Origin of the sequence: Methanogenium cariaci JCM 10550, assembly GCF_001315945.1 — an archaeon.
Lineage (GTDB): Archaea > Halobacteriota > Methanomicrobia > Methanomicrobiales > Methanomicrobiaceae > Methanogenium > Methanogenium cariaci.
Genome location: NZ_BBBG01000001.1, coordinates 22,222 through 43,863, shown reverse-complemented (window position 1 = coordinate 43,863; position 21,642 = coordinate 22,222). Strand labels below are relative to the sequence as shown.

Annotated in this window: 29 protein-coding genes and 1 pseudogene; 9 read left to right on the top strand and 21 right to left on the bottom strand. The window is 53.9% G+C overall.

The genetic code is table 11. The annotated features are described in order from the left end of the window. Positions 1-274: 274 nt before the first annotated feature. Both JCM10550_RS16530 and JCM10550_RS16525 read left to right on the top strand, forming a co-directional pair. Positions 275-874, top strand: a complete 600-nt coding sequence (locus tag JCM10550_RS16530) for a hypothetical protein (protein WP_172673712.1) — start codon at positions 275-277, stop codon at positions 872-874. Positions 875-1,086: 212 nt separating this feature from the next. Further along, positions 1,087-1,359 (top strand): hypothetical protein, encoded by a 273-nt coding sequence (locus JCM10550_RS16525; protein WP_172673711.1) that lies wholly within the window; start codon positions 1,087-1,089, stop codon positions 1,357-1,359. 331 nt (positions 1,360-1,690) lie between these two features. Here the strand turns inward: JCM10550_RS16525 and JCM10550_RS00240 are convergent, their stop codons facing one another. The 4 genes from JCM10550_RS00240 to JCM10550_RS17775 form a co-directional block, all read right to left on the bottom strand. Further along, on the bottom strand, positions 1,691-2,143 hold the full coding sequence (locus tag JCM10550_RS00240) for a tetratricopeptide repeat protein (RefSeq protein WP_062396173.1): 453 nt from the start codon (positions 2,141-2,143) through the stop codon (positions 1,691-1,693). 139 nt (positions 2,144-2,282) lie between these two features. Beyond that, positions 2,283-2,807 (bottom strand): heme-binding protein, encoded by a 525-nt coding sequence (locus JCM10550_RS00235; RefSeq protein ID WP_062396172.1) that lies wholly within the window; start codon positions 2,805-2,807, stop codon positions 2,283-2,285. A 21-nt stretch (positions 2,808-2,828) separates the two neighbouring features. Beyond that, positions 2,829-3,668 carry a peptide-methionine (S)-S-oxide reductase MsrA gene (msrA, locus tag JCM10550_RS19415; protein WP_172673710.1) on the bottom strand — a complete coding sequence of 280 codons (840 nt, stop codon included), beginning with the start codon at positions 3,666-3,668 and terminating at the stop codon, positions 2,829-2,831. Positions 3,669-3,739: 71 nt separating this feature from the next. Continuing rightward, positions 3,740-3,895 carry a hypothetical protein gene (locus tag JCM10550_RS17775; RefSeq protein ID WP_157199774.1) on the bottom strand — a complete coding sequence of 52 codons (156 nt, stop codon included), beginning with the start codon at positions 3,893-3,895 and terminating at the stop codon, positions 3,740-3,742. On the opposite strand from JCM10550_RS17775, the gene JCM10550_RS00225 reads away from it, so the two are divergent. Next, positions 3,894-4,166: an ACT domain-containing protein gene (locus JCM10550_RS00225; RefSeq protein ID WP_062396170.1), complete on the top strand. Its 273-nt coding sequence runs from the start codon at positions 3,894-3,896 to the stop codon at positions 4,164-4,166. The two genes, JCM10550_RS17775 and JCM10550_RS00225, sit on opposite strands and share 2 nt — an antisense overlap. A gap of 15 nt (positions 4,167-4,181) precedes the next feature. Then, positions 4,182-5,555, top strand: a pseudogene (locus JCM10550_RS00220) (PFL family protein). 208 nt (positions 5,556-5,763) lie between these two features. Here the strand turns inward: JCM10550_RS00220 and JCM10550_RS00215 are convergent. Both JCM10550_RS00215 and JCM10550_RS00210 read right to left on the bottom strand, forming a co-directional pair. Continuing rightward, on the bottom strand, positions 5,764-6,360 hold the full coding sequence (locus JCM10550_RS00215; RefSeq protein ID WP_062396168.1) for an HAAS signaling domain-containing protein: 597 nt from the start codon (positions 6,358-6,360) through the stop codon (positions 5,764-5,766). A gap of 6 nt (positions 6,361-6,366) precedes the next feature. After that, entirely contained in the window at positions 6,367-6,720 is a 354-nt protein-coding gene (locus JCM10550_RS00210; RefSeq protein WP_062396166.1) for a PadR family transcriptional regulator, read from the bottom strand. Positions 6,721-6,933: 213 nt separating this feature from the next. Here JCM10550_RS00210 and JCM10550_RS00205 point away from each other — a divergent pair, with 213 nt between their 5' ends. Together JCM10550_RS00205 and JCM10550_RS17770 are read left to right on the top strand one after the other, a co-directional pair. Further along, the gene (locus JCM10550_RS00205; RefSeq protein WP_172673703.1) at positions 6,934-7,107 is read left to right on the top strand and encodes a hypothetical protein; all 174 of its coding nucleotides are present in this window, start codon (positions 6,934-6,936) and stop codon (positions 7,105-7,107) included. Then, positions 7,091-7,369: a hypothetical protein gene (locus JCM10550_RS17770; protein ID WP_157199773.1), complete on the top strand. Its 279-nt coding sequence runs from the start codon at positions 7,091-7,093 to the stop codon at positions 7,367-7,369. Before JCM10550_RS00205 ends, JCM10550_RS17770 begins: the two co-directional genes overlap by 17 nt. On the opposite strand, the gene JCM10550_RS16515 is transcribed toward JCM10550_RS17770, so the two are convergent. From JCM10550_RS16515 to JCM10550_RS00175, 6 genes are all read right to left on the bottom strand, one after another. Continuing rightward, positions 7,279-7,500 carry a hypothetical protein gene (locus JCM10550_RS16515; protein ID WP_245618612.1) on the bottom strand — a complete coding sequence of 74 codons (222 nt, stop codon included), beginning with the start codon at positions 7,498-7,500 and terminating at the stop codon, positions 7,279-7,281. The genes JCM10550_RS17770 and JCM10550_RS16515 overlap by 91 nt on opposite strands. A gap of 85 nt (positions 7,501-7,585) precedes the next feature. Further along, the gene (locus tag JCM10550_RS00200; protein ID WP_062396162.1) at positions 7,586-7,771 is read right to left on the bottom strand and encodes a hypothetical protein; all 186 of its coding nucleotides are present in this window, start codon (positions 7,769-7,771) and stop codon (positions 7,586-7,588) included. Positions 7,772-8,188: 417 nt separating this feature from the next. Next, positions 8,189-8,398 (bottom strand): type II toxin-antitoxin system HicB family antitoxin, encoded by a 210-nt coding sequence (locus tag JCM10550_RS00190; protein WP_062396159.1) that lies wholly within the window; start codon positions 8,396-8,398, stop codon positions 8,189-8,191. Positions 8,399-8,994: 596 nt separating this feature from the next. Next, the gene (locus JCM10550_RS21110) at positions 8,995-9,714 is read right to left on the bottom strand and encodes a hypothetical protein (protein ID WP_245618542.1); all 720 of its coding nucleotides are present in this window, start codon (positions 9,712-9,714) and stop codon (positions 8,995-8,997) included. A gap of 38 nt (positions 9,715-9,752) precedes the next feature. After that, the gene (locus JCM10550_RS00180) at positions 9,753-10,124 is read right to left on the bottom strand and encodes a hypothetical protein (RefSeq protein WP_062396157.1); all 372 of its coding nucleotides are present in this window, start codon (positions 10,122-10,124) and stop codon (positions 9,753-9,755) included. 88 nt (positions 10,125-10,212) lie between these two features. Beyond that, positions 10,213-11,199, bottom strand: coding sequence for a hypothetical protein (locus JCM10550_RS00175; protein WP_062396155.1), 987 nt, complete (start codon positions 11,197-11,199; stop codon positions 10,213-10,215). Between the two features lie 522 nt (positions 11,200-11,721). On the opposite strand from JCM10550_RS00175, the gene JCM10550_RS00165 reads away from it, so the two are divergent. Beyond that, positions 11,722-12,606 carry a hypothetical protein gene (locus JCM10550_RS00165; protein ID WP_062396151.1) on the top strand — a complete coding sequence of 295 codons (885 nt, stop codon included), beginning with the start codon at positions 11,722-11,724 and terminating at the stop codon, positions 12,604-12,606. A 110-nt stretch (positions 12,607-12,716) separates the two neighbouring features. On the opposite strand, the gene JCM10550_RS21105 is transcribed toward JCM10550_RS00165, so the two are convergent. The 3 genes from JCM10550_RS21105 to JCM10550_RS21095 form a co-directional block, all read right to left on the bottom strand. Continuing rightward, the gene (locus JCM10550_RS21105; RefSeq protein WP_245618541.1) at positions 12,717-13,199 is read right to left on the bottom strand and encodes a M3 family metallopeptidase; all 483 of its coding nucleotides are present in this window, start codon (positions 13,197-13,199) and stop codon (positions 12,717-12,719) included. 146 nt (positions 13,200-13,345) lie between these two features. Next, a complete protein-coding gene (locus JCM10550_RS21100) occupies positions 13,346-13,876 on the bottom strand; it encodes a M3 family metallopeptidase (protein ID WP_245618540.1) in 531 nt (176 codons plus the stop codon). Between the two features lie 8 nt (positions 13,877-13,884). Then, entirely contained in the window at positions 13,885-14,679 is a 795-nt protein-coding gene (locus JCM10550_RS21095; RefSeq protein WP_245618539.1) for a hypothetical protein, read from the bottom strand. A 428-nt stretch (positions 14,680-15,107) separates the two neighbouring features. Here JCM10550_RS21095 and JCM10550_RS00155 point away from each other — a divergent pair, with 428 nt between their 5' ends. Together JCM10550_RS00155 and JCM10550_RS16510 are read left to right on the top strand one after the other, a co-directional pair. Next, on the top strand, positions 15,108-15,734 hold the full coding sequence (locus JCM10550_RS00155; protein WP_062396622.1) for a carbonic anhydrase: 627 nt from the start codon (positions 15,108-15,110) through the stop codon (positions 15,732-15,734). A 413-nt stretch (positions 15,735-16,147) separates the two neighbouring features. Next, positions 16,148-16,612 carry a DJ-1/PfpI family protein gene (locus tag JCM10550_RS16510; RefSeq protein WP_245618611.1) on the top strand — a complete coding sequence of 155 codons (465 nt, stop codon included), beginning with the start codon at positions 16,148-16,150 and terminating at the stop codon, positions 16,610-16,612. A gap of 151 nt (positions 16,613-16,763) precedes the next feature. Here JCM10550_RS16510 and JCM10550_RS00150 read toward each other — a convergent pair whose 3' ends face one another. The 6 genes from JCM10550_RS00150 to JCM10550_RS21085 all read right to left on the bottom strand — a co-directional run bounded on the left by JCM10550_RS00150 (position 16,764) and on the right by JCM10550_RS21085 (position 21,641). Next, on the bottom strand, positions 16,764-17,480 hold the full coding sequence (locus JCM10550_RS00150) for a DNA alkylation repair protein (protein WP_062396149.1): 717 nt from the start codon (positions 17,478-17,480) through the stop codon (positions 16,764-16,766). A gap of 203 nt (positions 17,481-17,683) precedes the next feature. After that, the gene (locus JCM10550_RS23985) at positions 17,684-18,238 is read right to left on the bottom strand and encodes a uroporphyrinogen decarboxylase family protein (RefSeq protein ID WP_281175188.1); all 555 of its coding nucleotides are present in this window, start codon (positions 18,236-18,238) and stop codon (positions 17,684-17,686) included. Continuing rightward, complete coding sequence (locus JCM10550_RS23980) at positions 18,235-18,954, bottom strand: uroporphyrinogen decarboxylase family protein (RefSeq protein ID WP_281175187.1); 720 nt, start codon at positions 18,952-18,954, stop codon at positions 18,235-18,237. Before JCM10550_RS23980 ends, JCM10550_RS23985 begins: the two co-directional genes overlap by 4 nt. Further along, positions 18,951-19,589, bottom strand: coding sequence for a B12-binding domain-containing protein (locus tag JCM10550_RS00140; protein ID WP_062396147.1), 639 nt, complete (start codon positions 19,587-19,589; stop codon positions 18,951-18,953). The genes JCM10550_RS23980 and JCM10550_RS00140 overlap by 4 nt, the downstream gene beginning before the upstream one ends. Before the next feature lie 206 nt (positions 19,590-19,795). Continuing rightward, positions 19,796-20,692 carry an ATP-binding protein gene (locus JCM10550_RS21090; RefSeq protein WP_281175186.1) on the bottom strand — a complete coding sequence of 299 codons (897 nt, stop codon included), beginning with the start codon at positions 20,690-20,692 and terminating at the stop codon, positions 19,796-19,798. After that, positions 20,598-21,641 (bottom strand): 2Fe-2S iron-sulfur cluster-binding protein, encoded by a 1,044-nt coding sequence (locus JCM10550_RS21085; RefSeq protein ID WP_281175185.1) that lies wholly within the window; start codon positions 21,639-21,641, stop codon positions 20,598-20,600. Before JCM10550_RS21085 ends, JCM10550_RS21090 begins: the two co-directional genes overlap by 95 nt. Position 21,642: the final 1 nt, after the last annotated feature.

Genomic DNA, 21,642 nt, shown 5'->3' with positions numbered 1-21,642 from the left:
ACATGCAGTGATTTCTTTTTGTTTTTCATAAATCATACCGTCCTGAAATCCCCCCCGATGGTTTCCGGATTCATGAGGGGGGGTACGGCGGGCCCTCTTCTATGAATGGCTAAAGAAAGAGACGATGCAGATCAGGGGGCACAGGGAAAGGGATAGCATTAAGCACCAATCGGGAAGAGACTCAACAACGACCCATCCGCATCAATGCCGGGAACGGTCAAAACAGGGGGGGAGAGACATTTTGATATCGGGTAACAGAATCGTTTTGGCGGGATTGCTGGTCACATTCCTGCTCGCTTTCAGCGGTGGGGGGGCGACAGCACAAAACAGTGGAGAATATGCATATCTCACGTCATGGGAAACGGAGGGTTCAGGAGACGGAGAATTTGACACGCCATTCGGGGGGGTTGCCGTTGATACTTCCGGCACCGTCTACGTTGCCGATACCAACAATCACCGCATCCAGAAGTTCACATCCAACGGCACGTTTGTTACGAAGTGGCAATCAATTGGTTCAGGCATCGGGGGGGAATTCCAGTCGTTACCATATGACGTTGCCGTTGACGCATCCGGCACCGTCTATGTTGTCGACTGGAATTTTCACCGCATCACGACGTTCACGTCTGACGGCATGTTTCTTGGACAGTGGGGATCGAAGGGTTCGGGCAACGGGCAGTTTGATGCGCCATCCGCTGTTGCCGTTGATGGTTCCGGTACCGTCTATGTTGCTGACACCGGCAATCACCGCATCCAGACGTTCACATCCGACGGCACGTATCTCACTGGGTGGGGGGGCGGAGTGGTTCGGCGACGGAAAGCTGGATTCTCCATCCGGGGTTGCCGTCGATGGTTCCGGCAATGTCTACGTCGCTGACACCGGCAATGGCCAGATCAAAAAGTTCGCATCCGACGGCACGTTTGTCACAAAGTGGGAGGCAATTGGTTCAGGCATCGGGGAATTATATTCGTGTACCCATGGCGTTGCGGTTGACGATTCCGGTCATGTCTACGTGACAGACATCTATAACGGCGGCCGCGTCCTGGTGTTCACCTCCGATGGCACCTTTCTCGCACAGTGGGGACAAAATGGTTCAGGAGAGGGGGGAATTTACCACGCCACTGGGAATTGCCGTTGACCGTTCCGGCACTATCTACGTTGCCGACACCAACAATAACCGCATCCAGACATTCGAACAGTCAGACGTACTCCCGGCGTCTTCCGGGAACGCCACACATCCCGGCAGCGTCCCTCCTCCCACCACATCCCCCCCGGTTTCAGTCCTCTTCGTCATACCGGGAATCATGATTGCATTGATACCAGTTGGCGTTTTTCGCCCGTCAGACGGGAATAAAAAATAATATGAGATATTGCCATACCAAACGGGCACCGGTGACGGCGGACAACCCGCCCATACCGGCCTTCACCGTATTATTTCCTTTTTAGCAGCAGTCGCACCGGCGAAGCTTACTCAGGGCAAGCCCTTTGTTGTACCAGCATGGCCATGCTCGGGTTCAATTGCCAGCACCTGATTATATGACTCAAGTGCCTCCTGATATCTTTTCAGACCCATCAGGGCATCGCCTTTGGCACTCCACGCAGCGGCGTCATCGGGAGCAAGAGCCAGAGAGAGTTCACAGGCATCAATGGCCTCCTCATACCGGCCCAGATGAGAGAGAGCGATGCCAAGGTTTACCCAGGAAGCGGTGCTGTCCGGATCGCATTCGAGCGACCGCCCATACGCCCGTACCGCATCCTCGTAACACTGCAGTTCGGCAAGGGCACGGCCTTTCTGATACCAGACCGGGGCAAGGTTGAATCAAGACCGAGCGCCAGGTCAAAGGCCCCCCCGACCGCCTCTTCATACTGTTCCAGACAGATGAGGGCAAGGCCCAGGGAATACCATGCGGAGGTGTCATCCGGATTGAGTTCGAGGGACCGGCTGTAGGCACAGACCGCATCCCCCCCGTAGCACTGCAGTTCGTCAAGAGCACAGCCCTTCTGATACCAGACCGGAGCGTTATCCGGATCACAGGCGATCGCCTGATCGTATGCCGCAACCGCCTCCTCGTAGTGTCCCGTATCTTTTAACGCATCTCCCTCGATAATCCAGTCACCTGCGCATCTCTGTTCGGATTTTTCCATGATACTCTTTCTTTTTCGTCACAATCGTTATTTCACTTTCTGCAATGCGCAGATTGTTCTTTTCGCAACCGGCGTAGACAGTCGGATGAACCCTGGTGATCAGATACTCCAAAGGCAGTGCCTGCGATCATCCGCCGGTTCAATCGTTTGATCTCCACCCCCCCCACCTCGTTTTGTCGCATGAAACCGGGTGTCCAGGGGGGGGATGATACCGCATCAGAAATGGTTCTTCGACCGGTTCAATCCTGGCCTTTCGGAGTCCTTCCCGCAGCTGCAATTCTGCTGCCGCCACCTCGTGCGGACGGGCATATCCCGAAAACCGGATGACAGCAACCTCCCTCCCGGACTGCGTGGTGACTCTGATCCGGCTGTCCAGGGGGTCCGGGATCCCGTCCCGTTCATTCCCGGGGGGCATGACAAATGACATCGACCTCACATCGGAGACGGCCGGTCTTGTCATCGCGACCTGTCGGGAGGTGATCACCGGGGGGGTCATCGGCAGGGTATCTCCGGTCCGGTTGTAACCCATGATGTAGGCAAAGAGCAGACGGAAACCGGCTTCATCCTTTGTCATGTCAACCGTCGCAAGCACCAGGGCAGGGTAGCTGCGAAACTCAAGCTCTCCTGACATAGCGGTTATTTCATAGGAGATGGTGTCAGTCATGGTTTTTACCCCCCCATGAGCTCATTTTTCTTCGTCCTCATGGATGGTGCATTGGATAAACTCCGCATTCCTGCTGACGCACTTTTGCAACAGGCGTTCCATCTTTTCCTGGTCAAACCCGAAGATAAACTCGTTTCCTATCCGGACGACAGGGGGGGCCCCGATATGCCCGGTCTTCTCAATGATCATATCCCTCGCCCGGTCATCGGCAGTGATATCGATCTCCTCGAATGCCACCTCATTTTTTCTGAGGAACGCCTTGATCTCCCGGCAGGTATGGCACCGCGGGGGGGTCGAATAGAGACTGACCGTATTCTTTGCATGCCAGATTCTCTGAACAAGCTCCTCACGTCCGGAGTAAGTCTTGTATAACTGGTATTCTCGGGGGGGCTTCTTCTCGGCGTAATGCTGGTGGTATTCTTCGGCGGGGGGGTAAAACGTGCTGTATGACAGAATACGGGTGGCAACGGGTTGGGTAAACGTCCCGGAATCGTTCAGAGCCTGCTTTGATCTCTTCGCCATCTGTCTCTGTCCGGAGTCGTGCCAGAATATTGCGGTTCGGTACTGGGAACCCCCCCGGTCCGCGAACTGTCCCGCATCATCAGTCGGGTCAATCTGTGTCCAGAACACATCCAGGAGCGTCTCGTAGGAGACCGTTTCGGGATCGTAGGTGACCTGCACTGCTTCGAGATGCCCCGTTGTGCCGGAAGAGACCTCCTCATACGTCGGATGTCTTTTTGTCCCGCCGGTATACCCGGCCACGACCGAAACCACGCCCTCCACCTCCTGAAACGGCGGCTGCATACACCAGAAGCAGCCACCGGCGAATGTGGCCTTCCTCAGTATTCTGTCCCCCCCCACACGAACCCCCCCTCGAAAAATATCGTTCCCTCATAAGACATATGCCTATGCCGGGCCATCGCCCCCGGTGTTCACTCCTTCCCTTTTACTGCGGGGGGGTCAACAGATACCGATCGCACAATCCACGGGCACCCGCCGACTCGTTTCAGACCCGGAGCGGATGCCGGTTTGTAGCGGATTTTATTCCCAAAGAATGCCAATACTAGTATCAGGGAACGAGAGAGCATGACAAAAACCATTATCACGGTCGTAGGAAAGGATGCCGTCGGCATTATCGCAAAGGTATGCACCTACCTCGCAGACAACGAGGTCAATGTGGAGGATATCTCCCAGACCATCATACAGGGCTATTTTAACATGATGATGATCGTTGACACCAGCAGGTCTTCCAAACCGTTTGGTGAGATGGTCAGTGATTTAGCGGCAATCGGCGATGAGATTGGTCTGAAGATCCGGTGCCAGCATGAAGATATCTTCACCCGGATGCACCGGATCTGAGGGGGGGACGTTTCGATGATCAATATATTCGAGGTCTATGAGACCAACAAGATGATCGAGCAGGAACAGCTGGACGTCCGTACGATTACGATGGGCATCAGTCTTTTGGACTGCGCTGATGCGGATCTGGATACTGTAAACCGGAACATATACGATAAGATCACCCGCAGCGCAAAGGATCTCGTCTCCGTCGGCAGGGAGATTGAACGGGAATACGGCATCCCCATCGTAAACAAACGCATATCGGTCACCCCCATCGCCCTTGTCGGAGGCCGGGCCTGCACCTGCCCGGAGGACTTTGTCACGATTGCAAAAACGCTGGATGAGGCGGCCAAGGCAACTGGGGGGGTGAACTTTCTGGGAGCTACTCCGCACTCGTCTCCAAGGGTATGACCACGGCTGATGAGCATCTTATCCGCTCCATTCCTCTGGCCCTCTCTTCCACCGAACGGGTATGCAGTTCGGTCAATATCGGCTCCACAAAGACCGGCATCAACATGGATGCCGTCAAACTGATGGGCGAGATGGTGAAGGAGACGGCCGAGGCGACCAAAGAGAACAGTTCTCTGGCTGTGCCAAACTGGTGGTGTTCTGCAACGCTCCCGATGACAACCCGTTCATGGCGGGAGCCTTCCACGGCGTGACCGAGGGAGATGCGGTGATCAACGTGGGCGTCAGCGGGCCGGGTGTGGTCAAGCGTGCCCTTGAGGCGTCCGGGGCGAGAACTTTGAGGTGCTCTGCGAGACCGTCAAGAAGACGGCGTTCAAAGTGACCCGTGTGGGACAGCTGGTCGCACAGGAAGCCTCAGACCGGCTGGGGATTCCGTTCGGCATCGTTGACCTCTCGCTCGCACCGACACCTTCCGTCGGTGACAGTGTGGCAGAAATCTTAGAGGAGATGGGCCTGGCATCGGTGGGTGCTCCGGGCACAACGGCGGCGCTTGCCCTCCTGAATGATCAGGTGAAGAAAGGCGGCGTGATGGCAAGTTCGTTTGTCGGCGGACTCAGCGGCGCCTTTCTCCCGGTCAGTGAGGATCAGGGGGGGATGATCGATGCAGTAAACCGCGGTGCCCTCACCATCGAGAAACTGGAGGCGATGACCTGTGTCTGCTCGGTCGGCCTGGATATGATCGCCATTCCCGGCACGACGTCTGCGGCGACCATCTCCGGCATCATCGCGGATGAAGCGGCCATCGGCATGATCAACCAGAAGACGACCGCGGTGCGTCTGATTCCTGTGGTGGGAAAGGATGTCGGGGGGGACACCGTGGAGTTCGGCGGGCTATTGGGATATGCTCCCATTCAGCGGGTCAATACCTTCGGCTGCGAGGCATTCGTCAACCGGGGGGGCGGCAGGATTCCCGCACCGATTCATAGTTTTAAGAACTAAAGAGGGGGGGAGATCAGGCCAACACCTGAGATGATCATCTCAGGCGGCCCGGTCACTGCCTGCTTCTGTCAGATGAAAAGGTAAGAGGACAGGATCAGATCCCGATAATTCCGAAGACCGCCGCGGCCACGAATGAGGCGCACATAACAACGAAGAGCCGGAATATCAGCTGTCGCATCCGGGGGGGTCCGGCTCTATCACGGCCAAATCAATTTTCATTGCCATACGCCCTCCTGACAACCGAGAGGTTCATTCTGAAGTAGCGTGCCATGACCCGCACAAAGAGGCGTGCAGGGTAGATGCTCCCGATGCTTATTAAGAGGCCGGAGGCGATGAGACCAATGGATAGTGCAATCCGTGCAAGTGGTGAGTCAGAGGGCATTACCACTGTCATATCGGCGGGTATGATTGAAGGCACAAGAGAGACGACAAGGGCCACAACGCCGCTGAATACAAAACTCAGGCCGCATACGAGGATCACCAGGATGAGGGAGGTGGCGATGATTATCGGCGTCAGCGCAATTAAGAAATTGAAGAGTCCGAGCCCGATAATCGCGAGCGCAGCGCGACAGAGTGCCGAGAGTGATCCTGTCTTCTCGGCGTTCTCGATGAGTGAGGCCGAGAGCAATTGTTTTCCGATTTTATCCGGGTCTCCAAGGGCTGCGGAGATCTCAGCCTCTGTCCGGCCTGCCTCTGCACCGGCTGCAAAGTGTTCTTCATAATCAGCAGTGATCTCCTGTATCTCGTTCTCAGGGAGATCGTTCAGGCCTGAGTTCAGCCTTTCAAGAAATTCAGATTTATCCATGCTGTTTCATCTCTCATTATTATTCAGTGGTTCATGCTCATGTGTCTCATCTGTGTCCCCGAGAAACAGGTTGACCTGTCTTACCAAAGAGAACCACTCTTCCCTCAGGCTCTGCTCGAGATCACGCCCGCTCCCGGTGAGGTGGTAATATTTCCTGGCGGGCCCGCCGGTCGATTCCCGGATCTCTGTCTCAAGGTGCCCGTCTTTCTTCAGACGCCGCAGGAGCGGGTAGATTGTACCCTCTGAGATCTCCATGGTCTCTGAGATTTCATGGACGATCTCATAGCCATAACAGGCCCTCCTGGAGAGGAGCGAGAGGACGCAGAGATCGAGGATTCCTTTTTTAAACTGGACATTCACTGGTATCCCTCTTCGTGCTATGTATTGCACAGTATTGTGTGATGTGCACTACTGTGCAATACACAATAGTTTGCTGATGTTATATTAATTGATTTCCTTTTTGACAAGGCTCCCCTCTCACGTGGGGGGGTTCTGTATTATTGCCAGTCACATGGCCACCATCCCGCCATTATCGTTTGGACAGGCTACCGGATTCTTCAATTGTTTGAGAAGATGGCCCTGGAATCAGTGGGTGCTCCGGGAACAACGGCGGCACTTGCACTGCTGAACGATCAGGGGGGGAAGAAGAGCGGCGAGGTTCAGGCCCGTCCCGACCAGGTCACCCCCCCTGGAGATCGTCGCCGCGATGTCACGGACGTCGCCAAGAATAATGACACCGCTCGCTAACCACCAGCCAAAGGAAAAGACGTTGTCGTGTTCTTCGGCACCCCCCCACTCACCGTGGAGTGACCGTCGCCGTCGGTGTCGGGGGGGGAAGATGGATCAGTTCACGGGGGTTGCCGAAGCCATCGGTAAAGTCACCCTCGCAATCATCGCGGGCAAAAGCGCCACGGGTGATTACCGGCGATTGCCAAGACGGCCGTACTTCTTGTGCGCCTGTTCAATCGTCAGAATCTCAAAAATATGGACGGTCCCCTCTTCTTCGTGAATCGTATAGAAGGCAGTCAGTGATCTGCCAATGTGGAGACGAAAGTAGCGGTTGTCTCCCCCCCGGATGTTCAGCTGTTCTTTGTCTGCCCCCCCAGTGCCGGGATACGGGTCTTCAGCAAGGCGAAGCAGGTGATCCCGTACAATGATCCGGCTTTTTTGGGGAGGTGATCGTAAAAGTCCTGTGCCCGTTTTTTATCGAGGAAAAGCCGCCAGGTCACAGAGCAAACTCCACGAAGTCACCCTCCGCCTCGATTGCAGCCATTTCTGCCAGAAAGCGGCGCTCCTTCTCGTGCTTGATGATCTCGGTGAGGAGCCCGTCATAGGTCTGGCCGGGTTTCTTTAGTTCCGAGAGGGAGGTCCAGACCGGTTCGGATACAGGGATACGTTTGGTGGCGGTCATACTCCCCCCCGTTGGTGGCAGAGATATTTATAAAATCGCACGGATGTGACGGATTGCACATATTGATACTGTTGCCTGTCGGAGGAGTTGGTGCTGTTCTGGTTCGCGCTGGTGGAGAAAGATCCTCCTTTTTGCCCGAAATCGATATCCGTAAAAAAGATTCTCTTACCCTGACAGAATCGTTGTGTCTGAAGGGAAGGAACTGCTATCAGGCTTAAAGTTCCGACTCATCAATATCGGCTATTTTCATCAGATGACTCTGCAACCCAGTCTTTAACAGGGTATTCCCGTGAACAGGGACAGTTATCCGGGCGGGATCTCCGGGTCTGCCATAGATATGATGACTGCCGGTTATTCGTTTCAGCTCCCACCCATGTGATTCCAGAATTTTGCAGAATTTCTTACCGCTGACCGGTTTCACACAGCAATCTCCATGACCCTGCCGTTTCCGGAGAGATCAATGTCATGGAGATCTATGGAAAGACACCCCCCCTCCACAGCATCATATATATTGGCGAGTAGTTCGTCAAAGGTATCCCCCCCCTGAGTCACACAGCCGGGGATGGAAGGAACTTCTGCCCAGAAACCACCCTCTTCTGCTTCATGGATGATCACTTTCAGCTTCATAGTATACTCATATTGGTGTGGTTCATATAATAGTGTCCGTGTGGAACGATACAGCCATGAGCGACTGCGTTGAGCATGGATTTTCCCGGATCCGTTTTGCTGCGGTATCGGCATAAGCAACGCTTAAATACCCCCAAAAATCGACCAGAACCTCCAGATTTAGCATCCCCCCCACAGCGGCCCGGAGCGACCCTGTCTCACCCTGATCCATGCAATACATCCTCTCAAAAAACCGACAATATAGGGCCCATAATAGTCCACAATAAATCGCCGGTTTTTGAAATAACAGGCATTACAGACGTATTTTTCCGATACCAAAAATGAGCGAAAAATACGCCCGTATCACCTTCCGATTCCCCCCCAAAAAGCAGGTCAAAGAGGGTACCAAATGGGAAAAAGAGGGGGGGTTGGGCAGGGGGGGACCTGTTTCCGATATGCATCCTACCAATCTGTAGATATGCGCAGGTCTTCTTTCGCTTCGCAACAGTTCTGCCAAGTTAAAATTTATTCAATATCATATACATCCACCCGGCCATCAACATGGACATAATCCCCCTCTTGTAAATGGTGCCGGAAATATTTCTTATCGATTTCAATCAGTAGTTTTCCGGCTCCAAAATCGATGACTGCATCGTGCCAGCGTTCGGCATCTTTGGATCATCCGGGATGATAATCTCTTCAATCATACCCCCCCTGATCCCAAGAGAAGGACCGGTTATGTCAGGGTCTGCACACTTATCCACATACTCAATTTTTTCCAGAGAATTCACCAGCATGGCCAGTGTGATCTCTTTGGTTTTCCCGACCATCTCAGCTTTGCAGAGCATGTCATCATCGAAGACAAGGGTTTTTAGGCCGTTTGCGAACTCGACACGCACCAGCTGGGTGTAGGTCTTTTCCAGGTATTCGGCATCCGAAATCACGTCCATGATGCGGACCGGAACTCTGATCTTCTCTTTTACTGCATCGTCCACCGCAAAGCCGGTGTAGGGGTGTGCCGTCACGATATACCCGTTGTCTGCAATAATCAGACGTAACATCTTTCCAGAGGATTCTTCAGCATAATGATAGACATTTTCAGTGACCTCAACCCCCCCGCACTGTGCGGCCTTCATGATCAGGTTCTTGATCTCTTCGGTATCATAATAATCATAGCTGAAGGTCAGAAACTGGTTTCCGGGCGGACTGTTGACATGGTTGTGCACGATATGAACCCAGCCGCTTCCCCCCCCGGTATCATGAAAATCCCATACACCGGTTAGATCGTTTCGGCCACCTTCGACCCGAACATAGTCTCCGATTTTGTAATTTTTCATGGCTATTTTTATGGCATCCTTTCCGTCCCAGCAGAAATCTACTTGGAGAATTCCGACGCCAAAATCAACATAAATATTATCCCACTTCTCATCTGTCCCGACAACCTCGCCAAAAAAACAATGGGTTCTTTTTCTGCACAAATGACCTCATCTCCTGAACGGTACATTGAATCAACGCCTTTTTTAGGTGAGGGGATTTTTTCAACCTGAGCAATAAATGCGAGAATACCTATTGTTTTGATTGTACCCACCATCTCATTTTTGCTGTGTCCATCAGGGTCAAACAGAGCAATAACCGTCCCATCCAGAAGTTCGATAAAGACATATTGTTCATAGACTTCCCCCCCATTATCACCCAGAAATCCGGGTATATTTTTTAGGATCTTACCTTCCGTTCGTGATCGAAACATATGACTTCACCCTTCTTAGTTGAGAATCTCTCTGACATGTTCTGGAAGATTAGCAATTGTACGTGGATATGCTGTACGTAGATACCCGTTACTGCCTAAAACAACCATAATTGCTTTTTCGTCTGTGACTTTTTTCCAATACAATATTTGATTTTTTGGATCCCCGGACTCCCGTCTTCGCGCAGTCCATGATCAAATCTTTAATCAGATTTTCATCATTATAAGCAGTGTCTTTGAGCGCTTCGGCAAACTGATTGTGAACAACCCCATTCTTATCCTGACCGAAGATGTGGTTATTTCGTATGTGAATCCACCCTGTTCCTCCTTTATCATAAACCCATGATGATACACCATCTGCACTTCCAAGCTTTCCTTCCTCCAGCCAGATAACCTTCCCGTCACTGCGTTTGGTCACTTCCAGCGTTCTCGCCAGATTCCCTCTCTGATGGAAGACAACCTTCAGTTCATCTTCGGTGATCCCGTCTTTCAACAACCTTTCTATCGCTTCATCGCCATGGGCCTTCCGGATGGCTTTTATCGCCTCCGCTGCGTTATCCACTTGCGGCGCGAGACCAACCATCAGCACCATCGCGGGCTTCAGGAGTTCCGGGTGCTTGCCGACAAACGTCCCGACGATCGCTGTCACTTTGAGACTGTCGCCTGCCCCGGGTACAAATGCTAACAGGTTCACACCTATTGACGCAATATCACCACTAAAGATCGAAGCGGCGAGATCACGGGCGTCGCCATAAACGAAGAATCCGCTCGCCACCCAGCCAACCATATAATAGATGTTGTCGTGTTCGTCGGCACCCCCACTCACCGAGGACGGCGCCGAGGAAAAACTCGCGGCCCACCTCCAGGGAGCTGTAGCGCTTCTCGTAGACGAGGGGGGGTCGTAGTCGGAGTCCAGATGTTCTTCGTAATCGGAGTGGCCGTCGCCATCCGTATCCGCACAGAGCGGGTCGCTCTCAATCGCATCCTCAAGATAGTCGTCCAGCCCGTCGCCATCGGTGTCGGCCTTGGTCGGGTCACTTCTCTGTTTGAAGAAGATTCTGCCATTCTCATCGACCATCTCACCGGCCTCGTAGCCGTCGGAGAGGCCGTGGAGTTCAGCGGGCTATTGGGCTACGCACCGGTGCAGCGGGTCAATCCCTTTGGCTGTGAGGCATTCGTCAACCGCGGCGGCAGGATTCCCGCACCGATTCATAGTTTTAAGAACTAAAGAGGAACGGGGGGGAGGAACCCACAAAATCTCACGGATAATACCTATGTTATTAAAAAACGAAATCAACACTCACAATAAGGGCAGCGAATTTATAGATCATCATATATTCATGTCATCTATAACGAAATGCTGCTATTGTGATTATCATTATGACGATACTCTGCCTGCATGTCCGCATTGCGGAGGGCCGAATCAATTACATCTGCAACAGAGTAAATCATCACAACGACCCCCCCATCACCATCATACAGTCCCACTATTTCCTCACCTGACGAAAGAAAAATCCGCAATCCGTGGATCGCTGCCATCTGTAGTTTATTATGTATCGGCTGGGGGGGCCAGTGGTACAACGGAAAAACGAAGGACGGTGTGTCCTATATCGGAGCATACATGGTTGCAGGGTTCGTCACCACGTTGCTTGTATATCCTCTGTTCTTCATTTCATCCTGGGCAGTCACTGGATTAGTCCTGCTATTTGCCCTGGTTGGGAGTTGTATACTGGGACGTTCGATGCACAATGCCTATCATACGGCAGACAGGATCAACAAGGGCGAGGTGGAATTCATCCGGAAGAGCAGATTGTTCTGGGTGCCGGTATGCATTTATGGCATGATTATCATCACGATGGCAGCGATCGTGATCATCGGCCCGGCACCTTTTGTAGCAGGACTCATCGGCGACATACCAGAGAATCCTGCACCGCTGGCAACTCCATCACCGGCAACTACCCCCCCGCAGGCAAGCGGTTCTGCTGCATCAGATGCCCCCCCTCAAATTGGTATGAGCGACCTGCTCATTAAGGAAGCAGACCTTCCCGCAGATTACGCCCCCCCACCCCCCCGATACCAGCTTATGATGGATAAGAACATGCTTCCGAACATGAAAAAATACGGAGCCCAAATGGGATTCATGGAATTTTTCTCCACCGATCCCAACCCATCGGAGGGATCGCTGGTCCTGTCCCAGAGAGTCGTCATGTTCCCGGAAGGAAACGCCACAAAGATGGTGGATTCCGATTATGAGACCTATTCCATCGGGAGAAATGAAGTGCTCACCCCCCCGCCTGCAATCGGGGAAAATGCGGCGGCATTCAAACTGGTCGGCCGGGATCCGGGTGCAGCAGAGGATCATTATCACTACGTGATCAGCTTTTCAAACTACAATGTATATGAGATGTTTCTGACAGTCGGGCCGGACCCGGATTATGCACTGCTTGAGGATCTCGCCGTGAAAGCCGCAGCCAAGTTCCCGTAGAGGCCGGAAGCCGATCATACGGATAACAGACGATCAGAAAGGAAATTTCTGATCGATACAAGTATTCCTGAAATGATAGCGCCGGGGGGGATTATTGTATCCCCAGATGCTCATACAGCGCCTCCGTCCCCGGCTCTTTCCCGAGGAACCGTTCCAAAAGCACCATGCCTTCCTCCATATTGCCCTTTGATAAAATCTCCTCCCGGAATTTCATGCCGAGCGTCCGGTTCGTCATACCCGTCTCTTTGAACGCGTTCACGATACAAAGGGCGTAGACCTTCGACCAGAGATAGCCGTAATACCCGGCATCGTATCCGCCCATCAGATGACCGAACGATGCGCTGATGGGTGCCCGCAAGGGGCCGGGTGCCCATGACCTCCTCATGCGTCCGGTACCACATCTCGGTCACATCGACTGGTGTTGTTGCCGTGTGAAACCGCATATCCTCCAGGGAATTGACCAGCAAACGGCTGTACAACGCACCGGTTCCGACATCCCGGGCCGCGATGACCCGCTCCAGGAGTTCCGGAGGAATCTTCTCGGACGTATCGGTATAATGGCCCGATATCGATGCCAGCACCTCGGGTTCCATACCCACTCCTCAAGCGTCTGGAGGGTGTCTCGACAAAATCCCACCCCCCCACATTAAACCCGGACAGGTGCCGTAGGGTGCGGTTGTCAGCAGATAGTGCATCGCATGCCCGGTCTCGTGGAAGAGCGTCTCGATCTCGTTTATGGTCAGAAGCGACGGCCGTTCCCCCCCTCCGGTTTATGGAAATTGCCGAGGATCGCCATGACCGGAAGCGCGTATCCGTCATCGGTCTGCCTGCCGCTGATCACTTCAGCGGCACAGAAATGCCCGTACTTCCCCCCCTCGCGGGGGGGATAGAGGTCCAGATACAGGTAGCCGATTCGATCATCGGTGGTCAGGTCTTTCAGTGCATACAACCGGACATCGGGAGACCAGACCGGGGCATCCGGGATTTCAGAAAACCCAATATTAAAGAGGCTGCCGTAGGTATCAAAGAGGCCCTGAAGCACCGTGTCCACCGGGAAATATTCCCGGACCGTCTCTTCATCGTAGGCATACTGCTCTTTTTTCTGTATCTCCTGAAGAAAGGCGACATCCCAGGCGTCCACCGCGGTGGCCGTTGGGTCCAGATCGGTTTTTATGGCAAGCAGGTCTGCCATCTCATCGCGGTATTTTTCCTGCAGAGGGGTTTGCAGGGCGGAAAGAAACGCCATGACGGTGCCGGTCTTCTCTGCCATCCGGCCGTCTATCCGGTAGTCGGCCCATGTGGCATATCCCAGCTCCCCCCCGCAATCTTCTGGCGCAGAACGATTGCCTCTTCCAGCAGAGCGGTGTTCACATCCGCCTGCCGGTTATTATAGGCCCCCCCATACATCCGCCTGCGGGTCTCGTCTCTTTCGGCATAGGTCATCACCGCCAGATAGTCGGGATACTTTGTCGTGACCAGATAGCTGCCCTCCGCCGTCTTTGAAAACGTGGCCCGCGATGATGCGGGGGGGATTCCCTCCAGCTCATCCGCAGGGAATACCAGCGTGGTGGTATCGTTGTTCAGGTTGGCCGAGTAGCGGGTCTCAAGCCCGCTCAGCGTCGTCTTCATCTCCCGGACCTTCGCGAGGCGATCTTCTGAAAGCTTCAGTCCGTTCTTCTCAAACGCCCGGATGGTCACCTCATAGAGCCGGGATTCTCCGGGTGTTCGCGGGGTCTGTGCCCGGAGCACGTCATACAGATCCCGCCGGGTGTAGACACGGGTATCAAAGATCGCGGCGGACTCTTCACAGGCCATACCTTCCGCAGCGACTTTTGCATCCGGGTAGACATTTCCCATCAAAACAAGCGGGCAGACGGCATCGGCATAGTCGGTCATCACCCGGTCGAACGCGACGACGGTGTTGTCAAAGCTGCGCTCGCCCAAAGGAAGTGCGGCAATGGCATTCAGTGAGGCGTTCGCGGTCACTTCTGCGGCTGCACTCAGTTTCGGGATATCACCCAGAGAGTAGCGGGTCTGTATGGGACTCTTCGATCCCGGAGCAGTATCAGTCATCTGCGGACTCTCCCTGCCGGGTGTTCCGGAGACTGCCTGCGCTCAGAAGACCGACGACGATCAAAATAATGGGCCATGAAAAACGAGTTCGGTAATCGGAGGTATGCATAGAAAATCAGTAGCCGTACGTCTGTCTGAATGAGAATAAAAACCTCCGGTATGTGCCCGGACATCTGATAGCAGCCGTTCCTCCGGGAAAAAACGAAACAGAGGCGGCCCCATGATCAAAAGTATTATCCGTCTGCACTATCCCCCTAGGGGGGGTATGCGACCGAATGTCTTTTGCGTCAGGAACATTCCGGACACGCACTCCGGTCTTCCGGCCGTTGGGGGGGGTGTCAGCAGATCCGAAACAACAGGGAAAAAGGCACCTCTTCTCACGGGGGGGTCTCAGCCGTTCGTAGTCAGTGCAGGGGGGGGAGAAGACCGTGACAAATCTCCCCCCCGAAACAGGAACAAATCGTCCGCTCATCGATCAGCTCCTCCAGGGGGGGAACCTGGCATTCCGGGAGAATGAGTTCAAGAGAAATCCGGAGCGATACCGGGAACTGGCAGTAGCCCAGAGTCCCGGCGTCCTCTGGATCGGCTGTTCGGATTCACGGGCGGCTCCGGAACGGATTACCAATGCCCCGCCCGGTGAACTGTTCGTCACCCGGAATGTCGGCAATATTGTACCCGCCCATGACTGGAGCCTGTCTGCGGTTGTCGAGTATTCCATCACCCACCTGAAGATAAAAGAGATCCTTGTCGTCGGCCATTCCGACTGCGGTGCGGTAAAAGCGCTGGATAAGGATCTGCAGGATCCCTATATTGCACTCTGGCTCAACGATGCCCGTGAGGCAAAGACGCGGGTCGATGCCCGGATTCCAAAGCCCGAAACCCCGGAAGAACACAAGGAACGATCCCACCAGATCGAGCTGGAAAATATCCGGCTCCAGATCGAACACCTGATGACCTACCCCCCCTTCGTCCGGCAGGCCGTTGATGAGAAAAGAATCGAGGTGCACGGTCTGTATTATGACCTCGAGACAGGCGGCCTGTCACAGGTGGTCTGACCGGCCGGACATCCCCCCATCCCGGAACCGGACAAGGAGATGCGGGAGGAACACTCCGACAACCGAGACGAGGATATCGCAGATGAGAATGCGGGTGAACCGCACTTCCTCACTGAACCTATCGGTTCCGGGGGGGGATCTTCTTCATACAGATACGGATATAGCCAACCGGAAAGCACAATGTTTCCGGCATGGTTTCCGTCATTATCCTTTGAACCGTCCCAGCGGTCGGCTCCGCACGTCCATTCATTTTTAATGAGAACAGTCATGTATTACCTACCACAAAAGGGTGATGAAATGGACAAAAATGTATACCTCTATGTATGCCCGAACCTCGCTGACTGGGAGCCAGCACTTGCGATAGCGATGATATCCAATCTCAATACCGACATCCCCCAAAAAATAGTTATAATATCGTCACATTCGGGCTTACCAAAGAGCCGGTTACCACTTCCGGAGGTGTTACTATCCTTCCTGATGCTGATGTCAACACCATTGATCTCACCGGAGCGGCGATGGTCATTCTTCCCGGTTCATCCCAATATGAACATGACGACCCTACTCAGCTGGTCCCGCTCATCCAAAACTGCATCCGGAATACTATCCCGGTGGCAGCAATATGCGGCGCCACACTCTTTCTTGCAAACCATGGATTTCTCGATACGGTTCGGCACACCAGCTGCGGGCAGGAGTGGCTGAAAGAGCATGCACCGGCTTACCGCGGGGGGGAACACTTGTATGAACATGCGCCGAGTGTAGCCGATGGGGGGGTATCATTACCGCAAATCCACTGGGTTTTGTCGATTTTGCCTACCATATCATACAAACGCTGGATGTGTTCCCGCCGGAGTTTCTGGAACTCTGGTATGGTACGGTGAAAACCGGATATCTGAATGTGGATCAGTTTGAGGATGAGGAGAGATCAGCCTGAGAGGGATGAGGCTGGATTCTAAATAGAGGGAAAGGGCGGGGGGGAGATTTGAGAAGAAAACAGAACCGGGACGATTCACAAACGGGGGGGCACAGAACCTACCAGTCCTTCTGCATCGCCTCTGCCTTCAATTCCTCCGGCATCAGTTCAATGGCGTAGCGCAGTGCCGTCCGGGGCATCCGTCGTTTGTTCTCCATCACGTAGGAGAACACCTCCTTTGTGTGCTCCCTGCTGACCTCCTTTAGAAGCCAGCCGTAGCCTTTCTGCACCAGATCATCGGGGTCGGTCAAAAGCAGGTCGGCAATGGCGATTGACTCTTCGAGGAATTTGCCGCGTTTGGCAGGGACAATCAACGATACCGCCGCGGCCCGCCGCATCCAGCGGTTCTCTGACTGCGTCCAGTCCCTCAGTTCTTCGACGCATTCCGGGTAGTGCTCCATGAAGTCTCCCACCGTGTGATTGCAGAAGGTGTCACATGCAGCCCAGTTGGTGATGGAGGTGTCGATCCAGTGCCGGAAGAGGAAGATGTCGTCACGGTCGTATTTCCCCGAAAGGGCATACGTCCAATTCGAGGCGATCTGTATCTCCTCCTGGTAACCGGAGGAAAAGAGTTCCTCACAGAGGGCATAGATTTCCACTTTCGGGTGGTTCTTCACCTCCTTCCAGTATTTTTTGCCGATGTCATTCGCCGTCTTGGTCTTCATGCCGTAGCAGAGGAGGCCTTCTTTGAAGAACCGCTGGGAACTCTCTTGAATTTCCGGGTCGGCGTTCCGTTCAAGCTCTTCACGCATCCGGGCGACGAGGGGGGGGTCCATGGAGAGAAGTCTGCAGGAACGGATAAAAATGATTGCTCTGCGAATGCATGTGACGGCAACGGGCGGACCTGGAACAGGTGGTCTGAGATACCGGGGGGGTATCCGCATTCATCCGGAATACCGATACCGCACCAGAACCATCAGAGAAAAAAAGGGGGGGCTGTCCCGATAAAAAGGAGGTATTGATTCCGGGATATCCGGGGTTAATATGTCCCGTATTTTTTGACCGCGTCAACGACTGCCCGGACGTTTTCAGGCTTGGCGTCGCCGGAGATTCCTCCGTCAACACCCGGATAGATCATCATCCCGCCTTCCTTGCAGTCCTCCAGCATACTCTTCATGTAGTCGTCCACCTTCTGCGGTGTCCCACCGATGAGAAGGGAGTTGGGCGGGCCGCTTGAGAGGATCACATGATCGCCCAAGACATCCCGCACCTTTCGCGGGTCGGTCTTATCAAACACGGCAATGATCTTGCCTTTCGGCAGGTCGAGCAGGGTTTCGAGGTGCGCATCATGCCTGCCTTCGAAAAGCACATACGGCGTCTGACCCATCGCGATGACCTCTTCGAGCACCTTCCTGAGAGAGGGCCAGTAGAACTCATCGTAGAGCTTCGGGTTCAGATACTCGTTGAGATGGAGCGGGAAAAAGCACTCGACAACGTTGGTTCCCAGGGCCTTCTGCACCTCCGGCGGGACGGTGCCCGTTACCCGTGCCGATTCAACCAGCAGAGGCGTGAGAGCATCAACGGCCCGCTTCACGTCATCGGGATACCGGTAGAAATCAAGGACGATATTTTTAATGTCACGCAGGAAATCGCCAATGACATCGAGAGGGGGGGCATAACTCCAGGCAGTCGGAAACGTCGGGATGCCGCACTGCGCAATCCCCCCCTGAATAACCTCGCCCATTGCCGCATTGGATGTTCCCAGTTCCGCTCCGTATCGTGCGAGAGTGGCATTCGATTCGGGGGGGAGCCGGGGGGGTCACTGAGGGCGCCGCAGATCCTCGGCAGGGCGACCCGGTTCAGGAACTCAGTCGGGTTCTCGGTCAGCTGGCCGTACTCCTCAACCGTCATTATTTCCTTGCCGATGAACTGCGGGTGAGAGTCTTCCGCAAGCTCCCGTCCTGGCCATTTGGTATAGACGTCCTTCAGAATATCATGATACCGGCCCTGCATGAAGCGTGCGGAGGGCGCGAGATCCGGCGCAGTCTGCAGAAGGGTCAGGCTCATAAAGGTTGCTTCCAGTCCGGTAAGAACCGTGAGCGAGTCGAAATCAAAGTCATGCGCCACCTTTAACGCGGCCTCTTTATTTTTTACCGGGTCAAAGATGGTCTCGGCTGCCGTATATCCCGCATACCGTGCATGGAACAGACTCATCATTGCCGTAACCGGAACCCGGTCCGGTTCCTTTCCGTGTATCACCGCTTCGAGTCGGTCCAGCTTCTCCCGGTATATTTCAGCGGCATCCATCATTCCACTCCCGCAAGCTTCCGGAACTTCCGGACACCGGCCGTGGCGTCATCGGACCAGTCATCCGCACCGGTGTATTCCATTGTCTCAGCATCTGTACGCCCGCCGCCGACGATGATCTTCACCTGGTCTCTCAACCCGGCCTCCGATATCGCTTCGACCGTCTCTTTCATCGATTCGGTGGCTTCGGTAAGAAGTCCGCTCAGACCAACGACGAGAGGTTTGTGCTCAATAATTGCCTCCACAAAGACTTCCGGCGGTTCGTCAACACCGAGGTCAATGACCGTAAAGCCGTCTGCCTCAAGCAGGGCCGTGACAATATTCTTGCCAATATCATGCACATCACCGCCTACCGTTCCGATAACGATCATGCCTTTGCTTTCCATGGCACCCTCGCCGAAGACCGGCTTCAGGACTTCCATGATCTGTTTCAGGATCTCTCCTGCCATCATCAGGTCCGAGACAAAGAACCGCCCTTCTTCAAATCTCTCACCCACGATGTCAGTCGCCTTCCTCACATCTTCCAGGATGACATTTGGATCTTCTTTTGCTGCAATCCTTTGTTTCAGGAGTTCGATGCACGTTGTCTCGTCGAGATCGACAAGTGCATTGATGAAATCTTCTCTCTCATCTGTCATTCTCATACTCCTTCTCACGGTTGTGAGATAGTTGGGTATCTATTCAAGGTTGCAGATAAAGGTATACTCTGTTACACGGCAGAAAAACGGCAGAAAGAAGGATCTAAGCCCAATCATCTCGATAAAATGATATTAAAGAGCACATCATAGCCCTAATGAATGATCCTCTATTTTAAACTACTAAAAATGTGTGTATCCCGGCACTCTCACACTGGAGAGATGGGGGGGATGGAACGGAGATACTCCCTGTTGAAGGACGGTTCGACAGAGAGCTCGACATACTCGATTTTCGCTAAGAGCTGCTGAAGGTTGTCTCTCTCGGATACGGATTTCAAGGCCATTTTCGCCCCGCCTATCGCAGTCTCCCCGGCAAACAGGATATGCTTCCGGTCGATATCGGGGGGGATGAGAGACAGGGTAATGGCATTCTCTATGTCCACATGCGTGCCGAACGAACCTGCCAGATATATTTTATCAATCTGTGACGGGTCAATGCCATATTTTTCCGAAAGAATCGTCCATCCCGTTTTCAGAGACCCTTTGGCAAGGAGAAATTCGTTGATATCCTTCTCAGTTACCGTAATATCACTGCGCGTACTGGTCTCGTCATTCCGGGCGACGACGAACTTCGGGACACCATCGACAATGATTCTCGGGTGGTTGAGATCCCGGAACTTCCCGGTCTTGGTGATGACATTTGCCAGGAAAAGTTCTGCGACGAGATCGATGACCCCCCCGCTTCCGCAGATCCCCCCCTTTGGCAACACATCGCCTATCGTTGTATAGCTGAGACAGTCTCCCTCAATAGTTACGCTGTCTATGGCACCGGTGACCGCTTTCATCCCCGAACTGATGTGAGCCCCTTCAAAGGATGGGCCAGAAGGTGCCGAACATGCCAGAATCTTCTCACTGTTGCCGAGCAGAATCTCTGAATTTGTCCCGATATCAATTGCCAGACTGACCGCATCATCCTGATAGATTTTTGTAATAATCAGGTTTGCAACCGCATCAGACCCGATATACCCTTCGATAAGGGGGATGGCCGTCACCATCCCCTCGCCATTCATCAGGATCCCCCCCAGATCTTTTGCGGGGAAACTCACCAGTGATCCAACCGCCGGAATGAACGGAGCGACACCGATGTATTTCGGGGGAGACTCCCAATAACAAGTGGTGCATGACAGTATTTCCGACAAAGACCATCTCATAAATCCTATCAGGCGAGATACCGCTCTTTTTACAGGCGGTCTCAATCAGGGAGTTGATGGTGTCAACAACCAGTTTCTGCAGCTTCTCCAGATGTTCCGGAGATTTTGATGCATAGGTGATCCGTGACACAACGTCTTCCCCGTACATGATCTGGGGGGGGTTTTCGGCATGGGCACGGGCGATGGTCTTTCCACTCTCCAGACTGACAAGATGGCAGATGACCTTCGACGAACCGATGTCAACGGCAATGCCGAACAGGTCTTTTGTTGTGTCGCCGGGCCCGACGGAAATGACCCGGTTCTTCCACCGGGCCACGGTTACATCCCAGTCCGCTTTGCGGAGGGTTTCGGGGAGGCGGGCAAGGCTGTGCAGGGGGGGGATTTCTGCGTTCTCATTCAGCGCATCCATCAGACGTTTTTGGTCCGGCCTCGTGTCGTCGAAGGCGGGCCTGGCGAGATGGAGGTGAACCTTTGTTACCGCCGGGGGGGCAAGGGGGGGCACCTCTTCATCGAGCCCGATTCCTGAGATCACCCGCTTCCCGGTTCTGCTTTCGGGCGGGATATAGACCGTGCATTTGCCGGACACCACCTTCGTCTGGCAGCCGAGCCGATAGCCTTCCGCAATCCCGGTCTCGTTCAGGTGCTCTCTCTCTTTTTCGGTCGGCTCGTTCAGCAGACCGTTCCGTTTGACAATCTTTATCTTACACTTCCCGCAGACACCCGTTCCGCCGCACTCTCCACGAAGGCTGATATTTGCACCCTGTGCAAGTTCGAGGAGGGTATGGGAAGAGTCTGCAACGGTCTTTCCTTCCGGCTCGAAGGTTACGGTCACATGCTCTTCCATA

Excerpts from the sequence above, each read along its gene's own strand:
- JCM10550_RS16525 (WP_172673711.1), top strand. The coding sequence starts at position 1,087 with ATGGTTCAGGAGAGGGGGGAATTTACCACGCCACTGGGAATTGCCGTT.
- JCM10550_RS21100 (WP_245618540.1), bottom strand. The coding sequence starts at position 13,876 with ATGGCAGAGAAGACCGGCACCGTCATGGCGTTTCTTTCCGCCCTGCAA.
- JCM10550_RS00215 (WP_062396168.1), bottom strand. The coding sequence starts at position 6,360 with ATGGATAAATCTGAATTTCTTGAAAGGCTGAACTCAGGCCTGAACGAT.
- JCM10550_RS00175 (WP_062396155.1), bottom strand. The coding sequence starts at position 11,199 with ATGGTCGATGAGAATGGCAGAATCTTCTTCAAACAGAGAAGTGACCCG.
- JCM10550_RS00235 (WP_062396172.1), bottom strand. The coding sequence starts at position 2,807 with ATGACTGACACCATCTCCTATGAAATAACCGCTATGTCAGGAGAGCTT.
- JCM10550_RS21110 (WP_245618542.1), bottom strand. The coding sequence starts at position 9,714 with ATGAAAAATTACAAAATCGGAGACTATGTTCGGGTCGAAGGTGGCCGA.
- JCM10550_RS00225 (WP_062396170.1), top strand. The coding sequence starts at position 3,894 with ATGACAAAAACCATTATCACGGTCGTAGGAAAGGATGCCGTCGGCATT.
- JCM10550_RS17775 (WP_157199774.1), bottom strand. The coding sequence starts at position 3,895 with ATGCTCTCTCGTTCCCTGATACTAGTATTGGCATTCTTTGGGAATAAA.
- JCM10550_RS00200 (WP_062396162.1), bottom strand. The coding sequence starts at position 7,771 with ATGACCGCCACCAAACGTATCCCTGTATCCGAACCGGTCTGGACCTCC.
- JCM10550_RS23980 (WP_281175187.1), bottom strand. The coding sequence starts at position 18,954 with ATGATGGATGCCGCTGAAATATACCGGGAGAAGCTGGACCGACTCGAA.
- JCM10550_RS00205 (WP_172673703.1), top strand. The coding sequence starts at position 6,934 with ATGGCCCTGGAATCAGTGGGTGCTCCGGGAACAACGGCGGCACTTGCA.
- JCM10550_RS00180 (WP_062396157.1), bottom strand. The coding sequence starts at position 10,124 with ATGTTTCGATCACGAACGGAAGGTAAGATCCTAAAAAATATACCCGGA.
- JCM10550_RS21095 (WP_245618539.1), bottom strand. The coding sequence starts at position 14,679 with ATGACTGATACTGCTCCGGGATCGAAGAGTCCCATACAGACCCGCTAC.
- JCM10550_RS17770 (WP_157199773.1), top strand. The coding sequence starts at position 7,091 with ATGACACCGCTCGCTAACCACCAGCCAAAGGAAAAGACGTTGTCGTGT.
- JCM10550_RS00150 (WP_062396149.1), bottom strand. The coding sequence starts at position 17,480 with ATGGACCCCCCCCTCGTCGCCCGGATGCGTGAAGAGCTTGAACGGAAC.
- JCM10550_RS21105 (WP_245618541.1), bottom strand. The coding sequence starts at position 13,199 with ATGGAACCCGAGGTGCTGGCATCGATATCGGGCCATTATACCGATACG.
- JCM10550_RS00140 (WP_062396147.1), bottom strand. The coding sequence starts at position 19,589 with ATGACAGATGAGAGAGAAGATTTCATCAATGCACTTGTCGATCTCGAC.
- JCM10550_RS21085 (WP_281175185.1), bottom strand. The coding sequence starts at position 21,641 with ATGGAAGAGCATGTGACCGTAACCTTCGAGCCGGAAGGAAAGACCGTT.
- JCM10550_RS00190 (WP_062396159.1), bottom strand. The coding sequence starts at position 8,398 with ATGAAGCTGAAAGTGATCATCCATGAAGCAGAAGAGGGTGGTTTCTGG.
- JCM10550_RS00240 (WP_062396173.1), bottom strand. The coding sequence starts at position 2,143 with ATGGAAAAATCCGAACAGAGATGCGCAGGTGACTGGATTATCGAGGGA.